General features: G+C 69.3%; 16 protein-coding genes. 11 read left to right on the top strand and 5 right to left on the bottom strand.

The features are described from left to right. The first annotated feature begins 672 nt into the window (after window positions 1-672). The 9 genes from gap (at window position 673) to ACFWFI_RS27855 (ending at window position 9,313) form a co-directional block, all read left to right on the top strand. Window positions 673-1,683 carry a type I glyceraldehyde-3-phosphate dehydrogenase gene (gene gap / locus ACFWFI_RS27815; protein WP_329227566.1) on the top strand — a complete coding sequence of 337 codons (1,011 nt, stop codon included), beginning with the start codon at window positions 673-675 and terminating at the stop codon, window positions 1,681-1,683. Window positions 1,684-1,795: 112 nt separating this feature from the next. After that, a complete protein-coding gene (locus ACFWFI_RS27820; RefSeq protein WP_387395187.1) occupies window positions 1,796-3,007 on the top strand; it encodes a phosphoglycerate kinase in 1,212 nt (403 codons plus the stop codon). Window positions 3,008-3,013: 6 nt separating this feature from the next. Next, a complete protein-coding gene (tpiA, locus tag ACFWFI_RS27825) occupies window positions 3,014-3,790 on the top strand; it encodes a triose-phosphate isomerase (protein WP_387395188.1) in 777 nt (258 codons plus the stop codon). A gap of 113 nt (window positions 3,791-3,903) precedes the next feature. Then, window positions 3,904-4,140, top strand: a complete 237-nt coding sequence (gene secG / locus ACFWFI_RS27830) for a preprotein translocase subunit SecG (RefSeq protein WP_031094498.1) — start codon at window positions 3,904-3,906, stop codon at window positions 4,138-4,140. A 109-nt stretch (window positions 4,141-4,249) separates the two neighbouring features. Further along, window positions 4,250-4,585, top strand: a complete 336-nt coding sequence (locus tag ACFWFI_RS27835) for an RNA polymerase-binding protein RbpA (RefSeq protein ID WP_078598194.1) — start codon at window positions 4,250-4,252, stop codon at window positions 4,583-4,585. A 155-nt stretch (window positions 4,586-4,740) separates the two neighbouring features. Further along, complete coding sequence (pgi, locus tag ACFWFI_RS27840) at window positions 4,741-6,393, top strand: glucose-6-phosphate isomerase (protein ID WP_387395190.1); 1,653 nt, start codon at window positions 4,741-4,743, stop codon at window positions 6,391-6,393. 3 nt (window positions 6,394-6,396) lie between these two features. Further along, window positions 6,397-6,900 carry a PH domain-containing protein gene (locus ACFWFI_RS27845; protein WP_387395192.1) on the top strand — a complete coding sequence of 168 codons (504 nt, stop codon included), beginning with the start codon at window positions 6,397-6,399 and terminating at the stop codon, window positions 6,898-6,900. Further along, the gene (locus tag ACFWFI_RS27850; RefSeq protein WP_387395194.1) at window positions 6,897-8,417 is read left to right on the top strand and encodes a PH domain-containing protein; all 1,521 of its coding nucleotides are present in this window, start codon (window positions 6,897-6,899) and stop codon (window positions 8,415-8,417) included. Before ACFWFI_RS27845 ends, ACFWFI_RS27850 begins: the two co-directional genes overlap by 4 nt. A 56-nt stretch (window positions 8,418-8,473) precedes the next feature. Beyond that, on the top strand, window positions 8,474-9,313 hold the full coding sequence (locus ACFWFI_RS27855; protein WP_387395196.1) for a poly-gamma-glutamate hydrolase family protein: 840 nt from the start codon (window positions 8,474-8,476) through the stop codon (window positions 9,311-9,313). A gap of 30 nt (window positions 9,314-9,343) precedes the next feature. Here the strand turns inward: ACFWFI_RS27855 and pgl are convergent, their stop codons facing one another. The 5 genes from pgl to tkt are packed head-to-tail and all read right to left on the bottom strand — an operon-like array spanning window position 9,344 to window position 15,929. Beyond that, on the bottom strand, window positions 9,344-10,126 hold the full coding sequence (pgl, locus tag ACFWFI_RS27860) for a 6-phosphogluconolactonase (RefSeq protein ID WP_387395198.1): 783 nt from the start codon (window positions 10,124-10,126) through the stop codon (window positions 9,344-9,346). After that, entirely contained in the window at window positions 10,123-11,154 is a 1,032-nt protein-coding gene (opcA, locus tag ACFWFI_RS27865) for a glucose-6-phosphate dehydrogenase assembly protein OpcA (RefSeq protein WP_387395200.1), read from the bottom strand. Before opcA ends, pgl begins: the two co-directional genes overlap by 4 nt. Continuing rightward, complete coding sequence (gene zwf / locus ACFWFI_RS27870; protein ID WP_387395202.1) at window positions 11,151-12,683, bottom strand: glucose-6-phosphate dehydrogenase; 1,533 nt, start codon at window positions 12,681-12,683, stop codon at window positions 11,151-11,153. The genes opcA and zwf overlap by 4 nt, the downstream gene beginning before the upstream one ends. Window positions 12,684-12,688: 5 nt before the next feature. Beyond that, on the bottom strand, window positions 12,689-13,807 hold the full coding sequence (gene tal, locus ACFWFI_RS27875) for a transaldolase (RefSeq protein WP_387395203.1): 1,119 nt from the start codon (window positions 13,805-13,807) through the stop codon (window positions 12,689-12,691). A gap of 34 nt (window positions 13,808-13,841) precedes the next feature. Continuing rightward, entirely contained in the window at window positions 13,842-15,929 is a 2,088-nt protein-coding gene (gene tkt / locus ACFWFI_RS27880; protein WP_387395205.1) for a transketolase, read from the bottom strand. Between the two features lie 286 nt (window positions 15,930-16,215). Between tkt and ACFWFI_RS27885 the strand changes: the two genes are divergently transcribed. Both ACFWFI_RS27885 and ACFWFI_RS27890 read left to right on the top strand, forming a co-directional pair. After that, on the top strand, window positions 16,216-17,169 hold the full coding sequence (locus ACFWFI_RS27885) for a heme o synthase (RefSeq protein ID WP_387395206.1): 954 nt from the start codon (window positions 16,216-16,218) through the stop codon (window positions 17,167-17,169). A gap of 99 nt (window positions 17,170-17,268) precedes the next feature. After that, window positions 17,269-17,634, top strand: coding sequence for a hypothetical protein (locus tag ACFWFI_RS27890; RefSeq protein ID WP_387395208.1), 366 nt, complete (start codon window positions 17,269-17,271; stop codon window positions 17,632-17,634). Window positions 17,635-17,716 lie beyond the last annotated feature (82 nt).

Here is a 17,716-nt window from a genome sequence, read left to right on the forward strand (position 1 = left end):
CCTCCTGGGGCGGCCGGGGCAGTCCTGCGCCGGGACCCGGAAGGGGTGGCCGGGGCCCCGGCAGGTGGATGCCGGCGGCTATTTCCGGCCGGGCGGGGGCGGGATCCATTCCGAAATTTGGCGGAGAGCATTTTCGGAATGGCGTGAGTGCCGCCCCGTGCGATTGATATGAGTACTGCCCCGCACGTTTGAGCGGGCGACTTCCGCAGTTCCGCCGGCCGGGTACCCCGAAAGTGTGCAGGCGGTCGGTACTTTCATCGAATGAGTACCACTCCGCACAATTGAGCAGAGTGTCGGCGGGTGCATTCCGGAAGTGCGCCCCGGGCCCCTTTGTCGCCGTCGGCTGCCGGTGGGCCCGCCGCGGCTGAGTCCACGTCAGTGACTCCCGGTGATTCCGTGCCGGTGCCCGCCGTCGCCCGCCCTCCCGCCGCAAGGGGACCGGCTGCGGCGGGTGTTGACGCTTCGTGACCGTGCGGCAGGCGGCGGTTCCCGCCACTGCCGTCCGTGGCCGGAATCGCGTACTCCTACTCGGGAGTAAGGAGATCCCTCTTCGCACCGCTGCTCTCGATGTCACTCCGGAGGCTTCGGAGAGGTAGGGTCGGAGGCGGTCGGGGACATCCCTATAAAACTCGCCGGCATCGAAACCGGCGTTCCTAACGAGGAGATCGGTTCGTGACGATCCGCGTAGGCATCAACGGCTTTGGCCGCATCGGTCGTAACTACTTCCGCGCGCTGCTGGAGCAGGGTGCGGACATCGAGATCGTGGCTGTCAACGACCTGGGTGACACTGCGACCACGGCTCACCTGCTGAAGTACGACACCATTCTGGGTCGTCTCAAGGCAGAGGTCAGCCACACCGCCGACACCATCACCGTCGACGGTCACACCATCAAGGTGCTCTCCGAGCGCAACCCGGCCGACATCCCCTGGGGTGAGCTGGGCGTCGACATCGTCATCGAGTCGACCGGCATCTTCACCAAGAAGGCCGACGCCGCGAAGCACATCGCCGGTGGCGCCAAGAAGGTCCTCATCTCGGCTCCGGCCAAGGACGAGGACATCACGATCGTGATGGGCGTCAACCAGGACAAGTACGACGCGGCCAACCACCACGTCATCTCCAACGCCTCCTGCACCACCAACTGTGTGGCGCCGATGGCCAAGGTTCTCGACGAGAACTTCGGCATCGTCAAGGGCCTGATGACGACGGTCCACGCGTACACGAACGACCAGCGCATCCTGGACTTCCCGCACTCGGACCTGCGCCGCGCCCGCGCCGCCGCCGAGAACATCATCCCGACCACGACGGGCGCCGCCAAGGCGACCGCCCTGGTCCTCCCGCAGCTCAAGGGCAAGCTCGACGGCATCGCGATGCGCGTCCCGGTCCCGACCGGTTCCGCCACCGACCTCGTCGTGACCCTGCAGCGCGAGGTCACCAAGGACGAGGTCAACGCCGCGTTCAAGAAGGCGTCCGACGACGGCGACCTCAAGGGCTTCCTGACCTACACCGAGGACCCGATCGTGTCCTCGGACATCGTCGGAGACCCGTCGTCCTGCACCTTCGACTCCTCCCTGACCATGGTCCAGGAGGGCAACTCGGTGAAGATCCTCGGCTGGTACGACAACGAGTGGGGTTACTCCAACCGCCTCGTCGACCTGACCGTCTTCGTCGGCGGCCAGCTCTGATCCTAGGATCGGCAGGCATCCAGGTGTGATGTGAGGGGCTCGGACGGCGCGACGCGGCGCCGTTCGAGCCCCCTCGCATGCTCATCAGTCCTTCCAAGGAGTATGGGAACAGATGAAGACGATCGACGAACTTCTCGCCGAAGGGGTCGCGGGCAAGCGGGTATTCGTCCGCGCCGACCTCAACGTGCCGCTGGACGGCACCACGATCACCGACGACGGCCGCATCCGCGCCGTCCTGCCGACGGTCGCCGGGCTCGCCGCAGCAGGTGCGCGGGTCATCGTCGCCTCGCACCTCGGCCGCCCCAAGGGCGCCCCGGACCCGGCCTTCTCGCTGGCGCCCGCCGCCGCGCGCCTGGGCGAGCTGCTCGGTGCCGAGGTCGCCTTCGCGACCGACACCGTCGGCGAGTCCGCCCGTGCGACGGTCGCCGCCCTCACCGACGGCCAGGTGGCCGTCATCGAGAACCTCCGCTTCAACGCCGGTGAGACGTCCAAGGACGACGCCGAGCGCGGTGCCTTCGCCGACCAGCTCGCCGAGCTGGCCGATGTGTACGTGGGTGACGGCTTCGGCGCCGTCCACCGCAAGCACGCCTCGGTCTTCGACCTCCCGGCCCGGCTGCCGCACGCGGCCGGCAGCCTGATCGCCACCGAGGTCGGCGTGCTCAAGAAGCTCACCGAGGACGTCACGCGCCCCTACGCCGTGGTCCTCGGCGGCTCCAAGGTCTCCGACAAGCTCGGCGTCATCGACCACCTCCTGGAGAAGGCCGACCGCATCCTCATCGGCGGCGGCATGGCCTACACCTTCCTCAAGGCCCAGGGCCACGAGGTCGGCAGCTCCCTCCTCCAGGAGGACCAGATTCCGGCTGTGCTCGGTTACCTCAAGCGTGCCGAGGAGAAGGGCGTCGAGTTCGTGCTGCCCGTCGACGTCGTCGTGTCGGCGCAGTTCCCGGACCTCAAGACCAAGGCCCCGAGCGACCCCAGCACGGTTGCCACGGACGCCATCCCGGCCGGTGTGATGGGCCTGGACAACGGCCCGGAGACCAACAAGCTCTACGCCTCGAAGCTCGCCGACGCGGCCACCGTCTTCTGGAACGGTCCGATGGGCGTCTTCGAGCACCCCGACTACGCCGAGGGCACCAGGGCGGTCGCCCAGGCCCTCGTCGACTCCGAGGCCTTCAGCGTCGTCGGCGGCGGGGACTCCGCGGCCGCCGTCCGCATCCTGGGCTTCGACGAGAACGCATTCGGCCACATCTCGACCGGTGGCGGCGCCAGCCTCGAATACCTCGAGGGCAAGACGCTTCCCGGCCTCGCCGCACTGGAGGACTGACCTTTCATGACCACCCGCACCCCGCTCATGGCGGGCAACTGGAAGATGAACCTCAACCACCTCGAGGCCATCGCCCACGTCCAGAAGCTCGCCTTCGCCCTGGCCGACAAGGACTACGACGCGGTCGAGGTCGCCGTCCTGCCGCCCTTCACCGACCTGCGCTCCGTGCAGACGCTGGTCGACGGCGACAAGCTGAAGATCAAGTACGGCGCCCAGGACATCTCGGCGCATGACTCCGGCGCGTACACCGGTGAGATCTCCGGCCCGATGCTCGCCAAGCTGAAGTGCACCTTCGTCGCCGTCGGTCACAGCGAGCGACGCCAGTACCACGGCGAGAACGACGAGATCTGCAACGCCAAGGTGAAGGCCGCCTACAAGCACGGCCTGACCCCGATCCTCTGTGTCGGCGAGGGCCTGGACATCCGCAAGGCCGGTGACCAGGTGTCCTACACGCTGGTGCAGCTCGACGGCGCGCTGAAGGACATCCCTGCCGAGCAGGCCGAGTCCATCGTGATCGCCTACGAGCCGGTCTGGGCCATCGGGACCGGCGAGGTCGCCACCCCCGAGGACGCCCAGGAGGTCTGCGGCGCGATCCGCCGCCGGCTCGCCGAGCTGTACTCGCAGGAGCTGGCCGACGCCGTCCGTATCCAGTACGGCGGCTCGGTGAAGTCCGGCAATGTGGCGGCCATCATGGCGCAGCCCGATGTGGACGGTGCCCTCATCGGCGGCGCCGCACTGGACGCCGACGAGTTCGTCAAGATCGTCCGCTTCCGCGACCAGTGAGTATGCGGTAGCGCGGATCCGTCGTACCCTTGCGGGGGCCGAGGGGGGTATACCCCCGGGCCCCCGCTGTTCGTACATGCAGTCCTAGGAATTCCGGAAAGTAGGGACCAGCCGTGGTTTTGGCGTTCGAGATCGCCCTGATCGTCTTCAGCCTGCTGCTGATGCTGCTGGTGCTGATGCACAAGGGAAAGGGCGGCGGCCTGTCCGACATGTTCGGTGGTGGAATGCAGTCGTCCGTGGGCGGCTCGTCGGTCGCCGAGCGGAACCTCGACCGCATCACCGTCGTGGTCGGTCTGGGCTGGTTCGCGTGCATTGTCGTCCTCGCCCTGCTCATCAAGCTGGACAGCTGACCCGTCGTCCGCGATTCCCGGTGAGGGTGTAACTCCTTTCACTGGACGCGCGTTGGGCCTTACGTAGACTGGGGCATCTTCGAGCACCATCACGCAGGGAGTTACGACCGTGGCAAGTGGCAACGCGATCCGGGGAAGCCGGGTCGGAGCGGGGCCGATGGGGGAGGCCGAGCGAGGCGAGTCCGCGCCGCGCCTCCGCATCTCCTTCTGGTGCTCGAACGGGCACGAGACGCAGCCGAGCTTCGCCCATGACGCGCAGGTACCGGAGACCTGGGACTGCCCGCGCTGCGGCTTCCCGGCCGGACAGGACCGGGACAGCCCGCCGGCTCCGCCGCGCACCGAGCCGTACAAGACGCACCTGGCGTACGTACGCGAGCGGCGCAGCGACGCGGACGGCGAGGCGATCCTCGCCGAAGCCCTCGCGAAACTCCGCGGCGAGATCTAGAAGTTGTTCACCGGCCGGCCACCCCCTGGGTGCCCGGCCGGAATCCGTATGCCGCCCCGTAGCCCGCCGTTGCTCCGCCGCACCCTCCAGATCAATTAGGTTGGAGGGGCAGCGGGGAAGGTTGCAGGTACGAGTAGAAGTGGGCGATTTCCGGGATGAACGCACAAAGCCGAACCAAGCTCAATCAGACGCCCGAGTGGGCGGCTCTCGGCAAGCACCGTGAGGAGTTCGGCGACACCCATCTGCGCCGGCTGTTCGCGGACGCGCCGGACCGCGGGGCCGCGTACACCCTCCGGGTCGGCGACCTCCACATCGACTACTCCAAGCACCTGGTCACCGACGAGACGCTCCGTCTGCTGCGTGACCTCGCGGACGCCACCGGGGTGGCCGGGCTGCGGGACGCGATGTTCCGCGGCGAGAAGATCAACACCACCGAGGACCGCGCCGTCCTGCACACCGCGCTTCGTGCCCCGCGCGACGCCGTGATCGAAGTCGACGGCGAGAACGTGGTGCCGGCCGTGCACGCCGTCCTCGACAGGATGGCGTCCTTCTCGGACCGGGTCAGGGCCGGGGAGTGGACCGGTCACACCGGTAAGCCGGTGAAGAACATCGTGAACATCGGCATCGGCGGCTCCGACCTCGGACCGGCCATGGCCTATGAGGTGCTGCGCTCCTTCACGGACCGCTCGCTCACCGTCCGCTTCGTGTCGAACGTCGACGGCGCCGACCTCCACGAGGCCGTCCGCGACCTGGACCCGGCCGAGACGCTGTTCATCGTCGCGTCCAAGACCTTCACCACGATCGAGACCATCACCAACGCCACCTCGGCCCGTGACTGGCTCCTCACCGGGCTGAGGGCCGGTCAGGAAGCCGTCGCCAAGCACTTTGTGGCGCTCTCGACCAACGCCGACAAGGTCACGGACTTCGGCATCGACACGGCCAACATGTTCGAGTTCTGGGACTGGGTCGGCGGCCGCTACTCCTACGACTCGGCGATCGGCCTCTCGCTGATGATCGCCATCGGCCCGGACCGGTTCCGCGAGATGCTCGACGGCTTCCACCTCGTCGACGAGCACTTCCGCACCGCCCCCGCGGAGGAGAACGCACCGCTGCTGCTCGGCCTGCTGGGCGTCTGGTACGGCGCGTTCTTCGACGCCCAGTCCCACGCGGTCCTGCCGTACAGCCACTATCTGTCCAAGTTCACCGCCTACTTGCAGCAGCTGGACATGGAGTCCAACGGCAAGTCCGTCGACAGGGACGGCAACCCGGTCGAGTGGCAGACCGGACCGGTCGTCTGGGGCACCCCCGGCACCAACGGGCAGCACGCCTACTACCAGCTGATCCACCAGGGCACGAAGGTCATCCCGGCCGACTTCATCGGCTTCGCCGCGCCGGTCCACGACCTGCTGCCCGGGCTGATCGCCCAGCACGACCTGCTGATGGCCAACTTCTTCGCCCAGACGCAGGCACTCGCCTTCGGCAAGACGCCCGACGAGGTGCGTGCGGAAGGCGCGGCGGAGGAGCTCGTCCCGCACAAGACGTTCCGCGGCAACCACCCGACGACCACGATCCTCGCCGAGCGGCTCACTCCCTCGGTGCTCGGCCAGCTCATCGCGCTGTACGAGCACAAGGTCTTCGTCCAGGGTGCCGTCTGGAACATCGACTCCTTCGACCAGTGGGGCGTCGAGCTGGGCAAGGTCCTCGCCAAGAAGATCGAGCCGGTCCTGACCGAGGGCACCGGCGGCGAACAGCTGGACAGCTCCACCGCCGCGCTCGTCTCGACGTACCGCTCGCTGCGGGGTCGCTGAGCGATGACCACGGGGGAGGGGACGATACGGCTCAGGCCGCCGCGCAACACGCCGGCTCCACGGGCCGTCGGCTGGTGGCGGGCCCAGTGGCTGCTGCTGACCGCGGCACCGGTGGCGGTCCTGGGCATCCTGGGCGCGCTCATCGCTCCGGCCAGGTTCTGGCTGCTGATGCCCGCCGCGGTGCTCGCGGCCGTCGGCCTGCTGTGCGCCGTCCTCTTCCCCTTCTGGTGGTTCCGCACCCACCGCTGGGAGGTCACCGACGAGGCCGTCTACGTGAGCACCGGGGTCTTCCTGCGGGAATGGCGGATCGCGCCGATGTCCCGCATCCAGACCGTGGACACCGTACGGGGCCCGCTGGAACAGCTCTTCGGGCTGGCCACGGTCACCGTCACCACCGCCTCCGCCAAGGGCGCCGTACAGATCGAGGGGCTGACCCATGAGGTCGCCGCCGAGCTCGCCGAGCGGCTGACCCGCATAACCCAGGACACGCCCGGGGACGCCACATGAGCACGGCGGCCGACACCGGCGCCGACTGGCGGCGGGTCCATCCCCGTACGGTTCTGGTCACCGCGCTGGTCACGGCGGGAGTCGCGGCGGGCGCCGCCGTCCCCGTCACGGTCGCTCTGTCCGGCCGTCTCGGGTACGCGGGGGCCATCGGCTGGGGGCTGGCAGGAGCGCTCCTGCTGATCGGCTGCGCGGCCGCCGGTGACTACGTACGGTGGCGGCGCACCCGCTACCGGGTCGGCACCGAGCGTGTCGATCTGCACACCGGGCTCCTTCTGGTGAAACGCCGCTCGCTGGCCCGCGAGAGGATCCGGAGCGTCGACCTCACCGCCCACCCGCTGCTGCGGATCCTGGGGCTGGTCTCGGTCCGCATCGGCACCGGCGAGCACACCGGCGGAGAGTCCACCCTGGAGCTCGACCCGGTCGGCAGGGCCGAGGGCGAGCGGCTGCGCCGCGAACTCCTCGACCGTGTGACCGACACGGCCCCCGGCTCGCACCGCGAGGGCGAGCTGGCCACCCTCGACGTCCGCTGGATCCGCTACGCCCCGGTCTCCTTCGTCGCACCCATGCTGGGCGGAGCGGCGGCCGGCGGTGTGATGCAGATCAGCGAATGGGTCGGGGCGCAGGCCGAGGTGATCCACTGGATCGCAGACCGCTTCCGGGACACCCCGCTGGTCTGGACGATCGTCGCCCTGGTCGTGGCGGCCCTGGTCGCCGGTGTGATCGGAGCACTCGGGCTGTGGATCGAGATGTGGTGGAACTACCGCTTGGAGCGCGAACCGGGCGGCACCCTGCGGGTGCGGCGCGGACTGTTCACCTCGCGCTCCCTGTCCGTCGAGGAACGGCGGCTGCGCGGGGTGGACCTGGTGGAGCCCCTCGGTGTGCGGCTGGCGGGCGCCGCCCGGGTCGACGCGATCGCCACCGGCCTGACCAGGGACGAGGAGCGTAGCGCCGACCACGACACCCTGTTGCCGGCCGTGCCCCGCGCTCTTGCCGACACCATCGCCGCGGAGGTGCTGCGCGAGACAGCCACCCCGACGGGCGCTCCGCTCACGGCGCACCCACGGGCGGCCCGCGGCCGGCGGCTGCGCCGCGCCCTGGCCGTGGCCCTGGGGCCCGTGCTGGTGCAGGTTCTCCTGGGCGTCCTGCTGACGCCCGTACTGCTGTGGACCGCGCTGGCCTGCACGGCCGTGTTCGTGCCCGTCGCCGTGCTCCTGGCCGTCGACGCGTACCGCTCGCTGGGTCACACGCTCAGCGGCGGCTACCTGGTGACCCGCTCCGGCAGTGTCCGGCGTTCCACGGCGGCTCTGCAACGGGCGGGTGTGATCGGCTGGACGGTGAAGCAGTCCTGCTTCCAGCGGCGGGCCGGGCTGCTGAGCGTCACCGCCACGACGGCCGCCGGAGGCGGCGCCTACACGGCGCACGACACCGATGCGTCCGAGGGCCTCGCCTTCGCCGCCGACGCCGTCCCGGGGCTGCTGGAGCCGTTCCTGGAGCGCACCGGACACCCCGGTCGGTGACAACGGCACAGGAGGCCCGCTGTTCAGAAGGGCCGAGGTCCGCCACGATGCTGATCATGAATCCCACCAGCCGTCGTACGGTCCTCACCGCCCTTGCCACCGCCGCCGTCAGCGGCCCGCTGCTCGGCTCGCTCACCGCCGGCCCCGCCCACGCCACCGGTGATCTGGACATCTACACCTCCAACACGGACCTCTACAAGAAGCTCGCCGGTCAGGAGGGCGTCGAGTTCGCCCGCCGCTACCGGAGACACGAGTACGCCGACCACTCGCTCCCGCAGAGATACCCGTACAACCGGACCACCGTCATGGCCATGCACGGCGGCGGTATCGAGACCGGCACCTCCGAACTCTGCCTCGCCATAGCCGGCTACCACCCGGCCACGCTCGCCCCGCTGGGCGACGGCCACGGGGTGTTCGACTACTGGATGTTCGAGGGGCTGCGCTCCTCGGGCAACCGTGACCTGCACGTCACCGCCAAGAACTGCGACGACCACGTCGCCCTCTCGATGTCGGCGAGCAGCCTCAACGTCCTCAGCCTGCACGGCTGTACGGCGGCGCAGGCGGGCACCGTCCCACAGGCCGTGGTCGTCGGGGGACTGAACAACCGCTTCAAGACCCTGCTCAAGGCCGAGTTCGACGCCGCCGGCATCGCCTGGCGGGACGGCAACGAGGTGCCCGACCTGGCCGGGGTCAACACCGACAACCCGTGCAACCGCACCATGCTCGCGATGGGCGGTCAGCTGGAGCTCACCACGGAGCTGCGCGCTGCCATGTTCACGGTCAACACCCGTACGGGCCGGGCCGGCAGCACGACCGAGGTCTTCGACCGCTTCGCCGGCGCCTGCCGGGCCGCGATCACGAAGCTGGAGCAGGGAACGGACCAGATCGTCCTCTGACCGTCCGCGCCCGGACCTTTTCGTGACGTGCTACGCGGACGCCGGCGGGTACAGGGCGCGCGGCAGCTTCGAGGCCGCCGCCGCGTCCAGCAGCCACAGTGTGCGGCTGCGGCCGTAGGCCCCCGCCGCCGGTGCCTGGATCTCCCCGGCCCCGGACAGCGCGATCTCCGCCGCCTCCGCCTTGTCCTCACCCGCGGCCAGCAGCCACACCTCACGCGCCGCGCGGATGGCGGGCAGTGTGAGCGAGACGCGGGTGGGCGGCGGCTTGGGAGCGCCGTGCACACCGACGACGGTGCGCTCGGTCTCCCGCACCGCGGGCAGCTCCGGGAAGAGCGACGCGACATGGGTGTCCGGGCCGACGCCCAGCATCAGCACGTCGAACGTCGGTACGGGCCCGTGGTCCTCCGGGCCCGCCGCGGCGGCGAGTTCCGCCGCGTACCCCGCGGCCGCGGAGTCGGCGTCCCCGCCGTACGGCCCGTCGGACGCCGGCATCGCGTGGACCCGGGAGGGGTCCAGCTCCACCTTGTCCAGCAGGGCCTCGCGGGCCTGCGTGACATTGCGCTCCGGATCGCCCTCGGGCAGGAACCGCTCGTCGCCCCACCACAGATCGAGCCGCGACCAGTCGATCGCGTCCCGGGCGGGAGAGCCGGCGAGCGCGGCCAGCAGGCCGTTGCCGTTACGCCCGCCGGTGAGGACCACCGAGGCGTAACCGCGGGCGGCCTGGGCGTCCACGATCTTCGTGATCAGCCTGGCCGCCGCGGCCTGAGCCATCAGCTCCTTGTCGCGGTGCACGACGAGCTGCGGAGCACTCACTTCGACGCCGCCTTCTTGGCCGCCGCCTTCTTCGCGGCGGGGGCGGCTGTACCAGCCGGCTCCGGCCGCTTCTGCCCCGAACCGACGGACGACGGCTCCGTGGGCCCGCCGAGGCGCTCCACGCCGAACTTCACCGTGGACTCGTAGATGTTGTCCGGGTCCAGACGCCGCAGCTCCTCCGCGAGGAGCTCTGCGGTCTCCCGCCGCTTCAGCGCGACCGCACGGTCAGGCTGGCCGGCCATGCAGAGCGTCGCCAGCGAGCCGTCGGGCCGGTCCAGAACGATCACGCCGTTCTTGGTCTCCAGCCGCACGGCCGTCAGACCGGGACCACCGGAGAGGGTGCGCTCCACCGGGACCCCGAGACGGTCCGCGAGCCACATGGCCAGCAGTTCGCAGCTCGGGTTGTCGGACTCGCCGTCGACCGTCGCCGAGACGACCTGCGCGGGCTGCTGGTCGAGTGCCGCCGCCAGCATCGAGCGCCACGGCGTGATGCGTGTCCAGGCCAGGTCCGTGTCCCCCGGCCGGTACGTCGCCGCACGCACCGACAGCTCGTCGAGCGGGTGCTCGGCGGAGTAGGTGTCGGTGATACGCCGCTGGGCGAGCGCGCCCAGCGGGTCCTTGGCCGGATCCGCCGGAGCGTCCTCGGGCCACCACGCCACCACCGGAGCGTCCGGCAGCAGCAGCGGCAGGACGACCGACTGGGCGTGGTTGGCCAGCTCGCCGTGCAGGCGCAGGACGACGGTCTCGCCCGAGCCGGCGTCGGAACCGACGCGGATCTCGGCGTCGAGCCGGGCGTCGCGGCGCGCACGCGGTGAACGGCTGACCCTCTTGATCACCACGATGATCCGCGAGGGGTGCTCGCGCGAGGAGTCGTTCGCCGCCTTGAGCGCGTCGTAGGCGTTCTCCTCGTCCGTGACGATGACGAGGGTGAGGACCATGCCGACGGCCGGGGAGCCGATGGACCGGCGGGCCGAGATGAGGGCCTGGTTGATCTTGCTGGACGTGGTTTCCGTGAGATCGATCTTCATGGCCGGCGCCAGCTCCGTCCGTCGCGTGCGAGCATGTCGTCGGCCTCGGCCGGACCCCAGGTGCCGGACGGGTACTGGGCGGGCTTGCCGTGCTTGTCCCAGTACTCCTCGATCGGGTCGAGGATGTTCCAGGAGAGCTCGACCTCCTGGTGGCGCGGGAAGAGGTTGGCGTCGCCGAGCAGGACATCGAGGATGAGCCGCTCGTACGCCTCCGGGCTGGACTCCGTGAAGGACTCGCCGTAGGCGAAGTCCATCGTGACGTCCCGCACCTCCATGGACGTGCCGGGCACCTTGGAGCCGAACCGGACCGTGACCCCCTCGTCCGGCTGCACCCGGATGACCAGGGCGTTCCCGCCCAGCTCCTCCGTCGCACCGGACTCGAAGGGCAGATAGGGGGCGCGCTTGAAGACGACCGCGATCTCGGTGACCCGGCGGCCGAGCCGCTTTCCGGTACGGAGATAGAACGGCACCCCGGCCCAGCGGCGGTTGTTGATCGTCAGCTTGATCGCGGCGAAGGTGTCCGTCTTCGACTTGGGGTCGATGCCGTCTTCCTCGAGGTAGCCGGGCACCTCCTGGCCACCCTGCCACGCGTGCGTGTACTGTCCGCGCACCGTGTGCTTGCCCAGGTCCTCGGGCAGCTCCACCGCCGTGAGCACCTTCAGCTTCTCGGCGACCAGAGCCTTGGGGTGGAAGGAGCCGGGCTCCTCCATCGCCGTCAGCGCCAGCAGCTGGAGCAGGTGGTTCTGGATGACGTCACGGGCCGCGCCGATGCCGTCGTAGTAACCGGCCCGGCCGCCGATGCCGATGTCCTCGGCCATCGTGATCTGGACGTGGTCGACGTACGACCTGTTCCAGATCGGCTCCCACATCGTGTTGGCGAAGCGCAGCGCCAGGATGTTCTGGACCGTCTCCTTGCCGAGGTAGTGGTCGATACGGAAGACCTCGTTCGGCGGGAACACGTCGTGCACGAGCTGGTTCAGCTCCTGCGCGCTCTCCAGGTCGTGACCGAACGGCTTCTCGATGACGGCCCGTCGCCAGCTGCCTTCCTTCTGGTCGGCCAGCCCGTGCTTCTTGAGCTGCTGGACGACCTTGGGGAAGAACTTCGGCGGCACGGAGAGGTAGAAGGCGAAGTTGCCGCCCGTGCCCTGCGCCTTGTCGAGTTCCTCGATCGTGGCCCTGAGGGTCTCGAACGCGTCGTCGTCGTCGAAGTTGCCCTGGACGAAGCGCATGCCCTGGCTGAGCTGCTGCCAGACCTCTTCGCGGAACGGGGTGCGGGAATGCTCTTTGACGGCGTCATGGACGACCTGGGCGAAGTCCTCGTCCTCCCAGTCGCGGCGCGCGAAGCCGATGAGCGAGAAGCCCGGTGGCAGCAGGCCGCGGTTGGCCAGGTCGTAGACGGCGGGCATCAGCTTTTTACGGGACAAATCGCCCGTGACGCCAAAGATCACCAGGCCCGACGGCCCCGCGATACGCGGGAGCCGTCGGTCCTGAGCGTCACGGAGCGGGTTGGCTCCGGGAACACCAGACAAGGTGGTCAGCCCTCCGAAGGAGCGAGGCGCTTGAGCTCGGCCTCGGTCGAGTTGAGCAGGTCGATCCAGGCGGCTTCGAACTTCTCGACGCCCTCGTCCTCGAGCAGCTGGACGACCTCGTCGTAGCTGACTCCGAGCCTCTTGATCGTGTCGAGGTCCGCGCGGGCCTGGTCGTAGCCGCCGGCGACGGTGTTGCCGGTGATCTCCCCATGGTCGGCCACGGCGTCGAGCGTCGCCTCCGGCATGGTGTTGACCGTGTTCGGCGCGACCAGGTCGTCGACGTACAGGGTGTCCTTGAGGGACGGGTCCTTCACGCCGGTGGAGGCCCACAGCGGACGCTGCTTGTTGGCCTGCGCCTTGTCCAGGGCGGCCCAGCGGTCGCCCGCGAAGACCTCCTCGTACGCCTCGTAGGCCAGACGGGCGTTGGCGAGTGCCGACTTGCCCTTCGCGGCCTTCGCCTCGTCGCTGCCGACCGCGTCCAGGCGCTTGTCGATCTCGGTGTCCACGCGGGACACGAAGAAGGACGCCACAGAGTGGATCTTGGAGAGGTCCAGGCCCGCGGCCTTCGCCTTCTCCAGGCCCGCCAGGTAGGCGTCCATGACCTCGCGGTAGCGCTCCAGCGAGAAGATCAGGGTCACGTTGACGCTGATGCCCCGCCCGATGGTCTCGGTGATGGCCGGCAGACCGGCCTTCGTCGCCGGGATCTTGATGAGCGTGTTCGGCCGGTCCACCAGCCAGGCCAGCTGCTTGGCCTCGGCGACCGTGGCCAGGGTGTTGTGGGCCAGGCGCGGGTCGACCTCGATGGAGACCCGACCGTCCTGGCCATCCGTCGCGTCGAAGACCGGACGCAGGATGTCGGCGGCGTCACGGACGTCGGCCGTCGTGATCATGCGGATGGCCTCGTCGACCGTGACCTTGCGGGTGGCGAGGTCCGTGAGCTGCTGGTCGTAACCGTGGCCCTGGGAGATCGCCTTCTGGAAGATCGACGGGTTGGTCGTGACACCCACGACGTGACTCTGGTCGATCAGCTCGGCGAGGTTGCCGGAGGTGATCCGTGTGCGGGACAGGTCGTCGAGCCAGATCGCCACGCCCTCGTCCGAGAGGCGCTTGAGTGCGTCTGTCATGAGAATTGCATCTCCTACTTGTCGTATAACCGCGTCAGCGCGCAGCGGAGGCGAGAGATTCCCGGGCGGCTTCCGCCACGTGCGCGGCGGTGAAGCCGAACTCGCGGAAGAGGACCTTGGCGTCCGCCGACGCACCGAAGTGCTCCAGCGAGACGATCCGGCCGGCGTCGCCCACGTACCGGTGCCAGGTGAGGCCGATGCCCGCTTCGACGGCGACCCGGGCCTTGACGGACGGCGGCAGCACGCTGTCCTTGTACGCCTGGTCCTGCTCCTCGAACCACTCGACACACGGCATCGAGACCACACGGGTCGGCACACCGGCCGCCTGCAGCTCGTCGCGGGCCTCGACGGCCAGATGGACCTCGGAACCCGTGGCGATCAGAACGGCCTGCGCCTCGCCGCCCTCGGCGTCGAAGAGGACGTAGCCGCCCTTGGCCGCGTTCTCGTTCGCCGGGTAGGTGGGCACACCCTGGCGGGTCAGCGCCAGACCGTGCGGGGCGCTCTTGCCGAAGTCCTTCTTGCCGCGCTTGAGGATCTCGCGCCAGGCGATGGCAGTCTCGTTGGCGTCGCCCGGACGGACGACGTTGAGGCCCGGGATGGCGCGCAGCGAGGCCAGGTGCTCGACCGGCTGGTGCGTCGGGCCGTCCTCGCCGAGGCCGATCGAGTCGTGCGTCCACACGTACGTCACCGGCAGGTGCATCAGCGCGGAGAGCCGGACGGCGTTGCGCATGTAGTCGGAGAACACCAGGAAGGTGCCGCCGTAGATGCGGGTGTTGCCGTGCAGCGCGATGCCGTTCATGGCCGCGGCCATGGAGTGCTCGCGGATGCCGAAGTGGATCGTCCGGCCGTACGGGTCGGCCTCGGGCAGCGGGTTGCCGACCGGGAGGAACGACGACGTCTTGTCGATCGTGGTGTTGTTCGAGCCCGCGAGGTCGGCGGAGCCGCCCCACAGCTCGGGGATGACACCGCCGAGCGCCTGCAGGACCTTGCCGGAGGCGGCACGGGTGGCGACGCCGTGACCGGCCTCGAAGACGGGGAGTTCGTCCTCCCAGCCCGCGGGCAGCTCGCCCGCGGCGATCCGGTCGAAGTCGGCGGCGCGCTCCGGGTTGGCGGTGCGCCACGCGGCGAAGCTCTTCTCCCACTCGGCCTTGGCCTCACGGCCGCGGTCCAGCGCCTCACGGGTGTGCGCGATGACCTCGTCGGAGACCTCGAAGGTCTTCTCCGGGTCGAAGCCGAGCACCCGCTTGGTGGCCGCGATCTCGTCGTCGCCGAGCGCCGAGCCGTGCGCGGCCTCGGTGTTCTGGGCGTTCGGGGCGGGCCACGCGATGATCGAGCGGGCCGCGATGAACGACGGGCGCTCCGTCTCGGCCTTGGCGGCCTGCAGCGCGCGGTAGAGACCCTCGGGGTCCAGGTCACCGCTGGGCAGCTGGTCCACACGCTGGACGTGCCAGCCGTAGGACTCGTAGCGCTTCAGGGTGTCCTCGGAGACCGCGGTCTCCGTGTCGCCCTCGATCGAGATGTGGTTGTCGTCCCACAGCAGCACCAGGTTGCCGAGCTTCTGGTGGCCGGCCAGCGAGGACGCCTCGGCCGAGATGCCCTCCTGGAGGCAGCCGTCACCGGCGACGACCCAGACCATGTGGTCGAACGGGGAGGTGCCGGCGGCCGCCTGCGGGTCGAAGAGACCGCGCTCGTAGCGGGAGGCCATCGCCATACCCACGGCGTTGGCGACACCCTGGCCCAGCGGGCCGGTCGTCGTCTCGACACCGGTGGTGTGGCCGTACTCCGGGTGGCCGGGCGTCTTGGAGCCCCAGGTGCGGAAGGCCTTGAGGTCGTCCAGCTCCAGGCCGTATCCGGCCAGGTAGAGCTGGATGTACAGCGTCAGGCTGGAGTGGCCCGCGGACAGTACGAACCGGTCGCGTCCGGTCCAGTCCGCGTCCGCCGGGTCGTGGCGCATCACCTTCTGGAAGAGGGTGTACGCCGCAGGAGCGAGGCTCATCGCCGTGCCCGGGTGGCCGTTTCCGACTTTCTGTACGGCGTCCGCGGCGAGGACGCGGACGGTGTCCACGGCCCGCTGGTCCAATTCGGTCCACTGAAGGTCTGTGGTGGTCGGCTTGGTGCTCACCCTGAGTCAGGGCTCCTCTCCACTGTTTGTAAACCGGTGACTGGTTACCGCACCGGGCATTGTCGAGCCTACCCCCGTCGCAAGGCCGTACTTCTGCCCTTTCCACAGTGCGGGCGACCTGCGGAGTTCGCCTCCCGTATGAGCGCCGTCGTTCACTTCTGCGCCACCCCAACACGACCCCACCCCCGCGAAGAGCGGCGTATGCCCAACGTCTACAGTGGTCTGGTTCGCGCAAGTCTTTACCGGGCCTTCCTGCCCGGAGCTTGCTGGGATTTCTCTGTCAGGGGTGTGCGTGACGGCCGTCGAGTCCCGACCCGCAGGGGTCGCCTTGACTCCGAGCCCAGTGGGCCATCGCCCGTTCGGGGCCCGCATCAAGGCATTCGTGGCTCTTACCAAGCCGCGCATCATCGAGCTGCTGTTGATCACCACCGTTCCGGTGATGTTCCTCGCCGCTCAGGGCGTGCCCGATCTTTGGCTCGTAGTGACCACCACCATCGGCGGATATCTCTCCGCGGGCGGTGCCAATGCGCTCAACATGTATATCGACCGCGACATCGACGCGTTGATGGACCGTACGTCCCAGCGGCCGCTGGTCACCGGCATGGTGAGCCCCAGGGAGTGCCTTGCCTTCGGAATCGCCCTCGCGGTGATTTCCACGGTCTGGTTCGGACTGCTCGTCAACTGGCTCTCCGCGGCTCTCTCACTCGGCGCACTTCTGTTCTACGTCGTCGTCTACACGATGCTGCTGAAGCGCCGTACCTCGCAGAACATCGTCTGGGGCGGAATCGCCGGCTGTATGCCGGTGCTCATCGGCTGGTCGGCCGTGACCAATTCGATGAGCTGGGCCGCGGTCATTCTTTTCGCCGTCATCTTCTTCTGGACGCCGCCGCACTACTGGCCGCTGTCGATGAAGGTCAAGGAGGACTACGCCCGGGTCGGCGTCCCGATGCTCCCGGTCGTCGCCTCCAACCAGGTGGTCGCCCGCCAGATCGTCATCTACAGCTGGGTGATGGTCGGCGTCTCGCTGCTGCTGACCCCGCTGGGCTACACCGGGTGGTTCTACACACTGGTGGCGGTACTGACCGGTGGATTCTGGCTCTGGGAGGCGCACGGTCTGCAGAACCGGGCGAAGGGCGGCGTCACCGGCGCCAAGCTCAAGGAGATGCGGCTGTTCCACTGGTCCATCACCTATGTCTCGCTCCTCTTCGTCGCCGTCGCGGTGGACCCCTTCCTGAGGTAGTCCCGCACGCACCGAAGCTCCGCCGACGGGCGGGGGACGTGGCCGATGCCACCCCCCCGCCCGTCGCCAGTTGATCTACCCGTCGGTAGCATCCTGTTCATGGCAGAGACGGCAGAGCCTCAGACCCAGCAGACGGACGACAAGCACGCGGCCCGCGCGGAGCGCAGGGCTGCGAAGCTCGCCAAGCAGATCGGTGCCTTCGCCAAGGCGCACGGCGGAGCCGAGGGGCAGCTCGCCCACCTCGGGCAGACGGGCACCCGCATCGTGCTGGTCGGCGAGGACGGCGGCTGGGGCGACCTCGTCGCGCCCTCCTACGCCGTCGCCGAGAGCGCCACGCAGAAGGCGGGCATCACGGTCCACGAGGATTTCGACGGCGAGTTCGCGGCGAAGGTCCGCACGGGCCCCTACGAGTGGTCCCGGATGGCGGGCATCCAGGTGGGCGGCCCGTCCAACGACAAGAGCTGAGGCGCTCGCCCGCCGCCGGACCGGTCTCCGGGACGAAAGCCGTACAGGCAGAGCGATGGCCCCCGTCCGAGAGCTCGAGGAC

It is taken from the genome of Streptomyces sp. NPDC060209, assembly GCF_042728155.1.
Classification (GTDB): domain Bacteria; phylum Actinomycetota; class Actinomycetes; order Streptomycetales; family Streptomycetaceae; genus Streptomyces.

Bases quoted from the DNA above. Each gene is read 5' to 3' on its own strand.
- ACFWFI_RS27850 (WP_387395194.1), top strand. From the start codon at position 6,897: ATGAGCACGGCGGCCGACACCGGCGCCGACTGGCGGCGGGTCCATCCC.
- ACFWFI_RS27890 (WP_387395208.1), top strand. From the start codon at position 17,269: ATGGCAGAGACGGCAGAGCCTCAGACCCAGCAGACGGACGACAAGCAC.
- ACFWFI_RS27845 (WP_387395192.1), top strand. From the start codon at position 6,397: ATGACCACGGGGGAGGGGACGATACGGCTCAGGCCGCCGCGCAACACG.
- ACFWFI_RS27855 (WP_387395196.1), top strand. From the start codon at position 8,474: ATGAATCCCACCAGCCGTCGTACGGTCCTCACCGCCCTTGCCACCGCC.
- tal (WP_387395203.1), bottom strand. From the start codon at position 13,807: ATGACAGACGCACTCAAGCGCCTCTCGGACGAGGGCGTGGCGATCTGG.
- tpiA (WP_387395188.1), top strand. From the start codon at position 3,014: ATGACCACCCGCACCCCGCTCATGGCGGGCAACTGGAAGATGAACCTC.
- opcA (WP_387395200.1), bottom strand. From the start codon at position 11,154: ATGAAGATCGATCTCACGGAAACCACGTCCAGCAAGATCAACCAGGCC.
- pgi (WP_387395190.1), top strand. From the start codon at position 4,741: ATGAACGCACAAAGCCGAACCAAGCTCAATCAGACGCCCGAGTGGGCG.
- ACFWFI_RS27820 (WP_387395187.1), top strand. From the start codon at position 1,796: ATGAAGACGATCGACGAACTTCTCGCCGAAGGGGTCGCGGGCAAGCGG.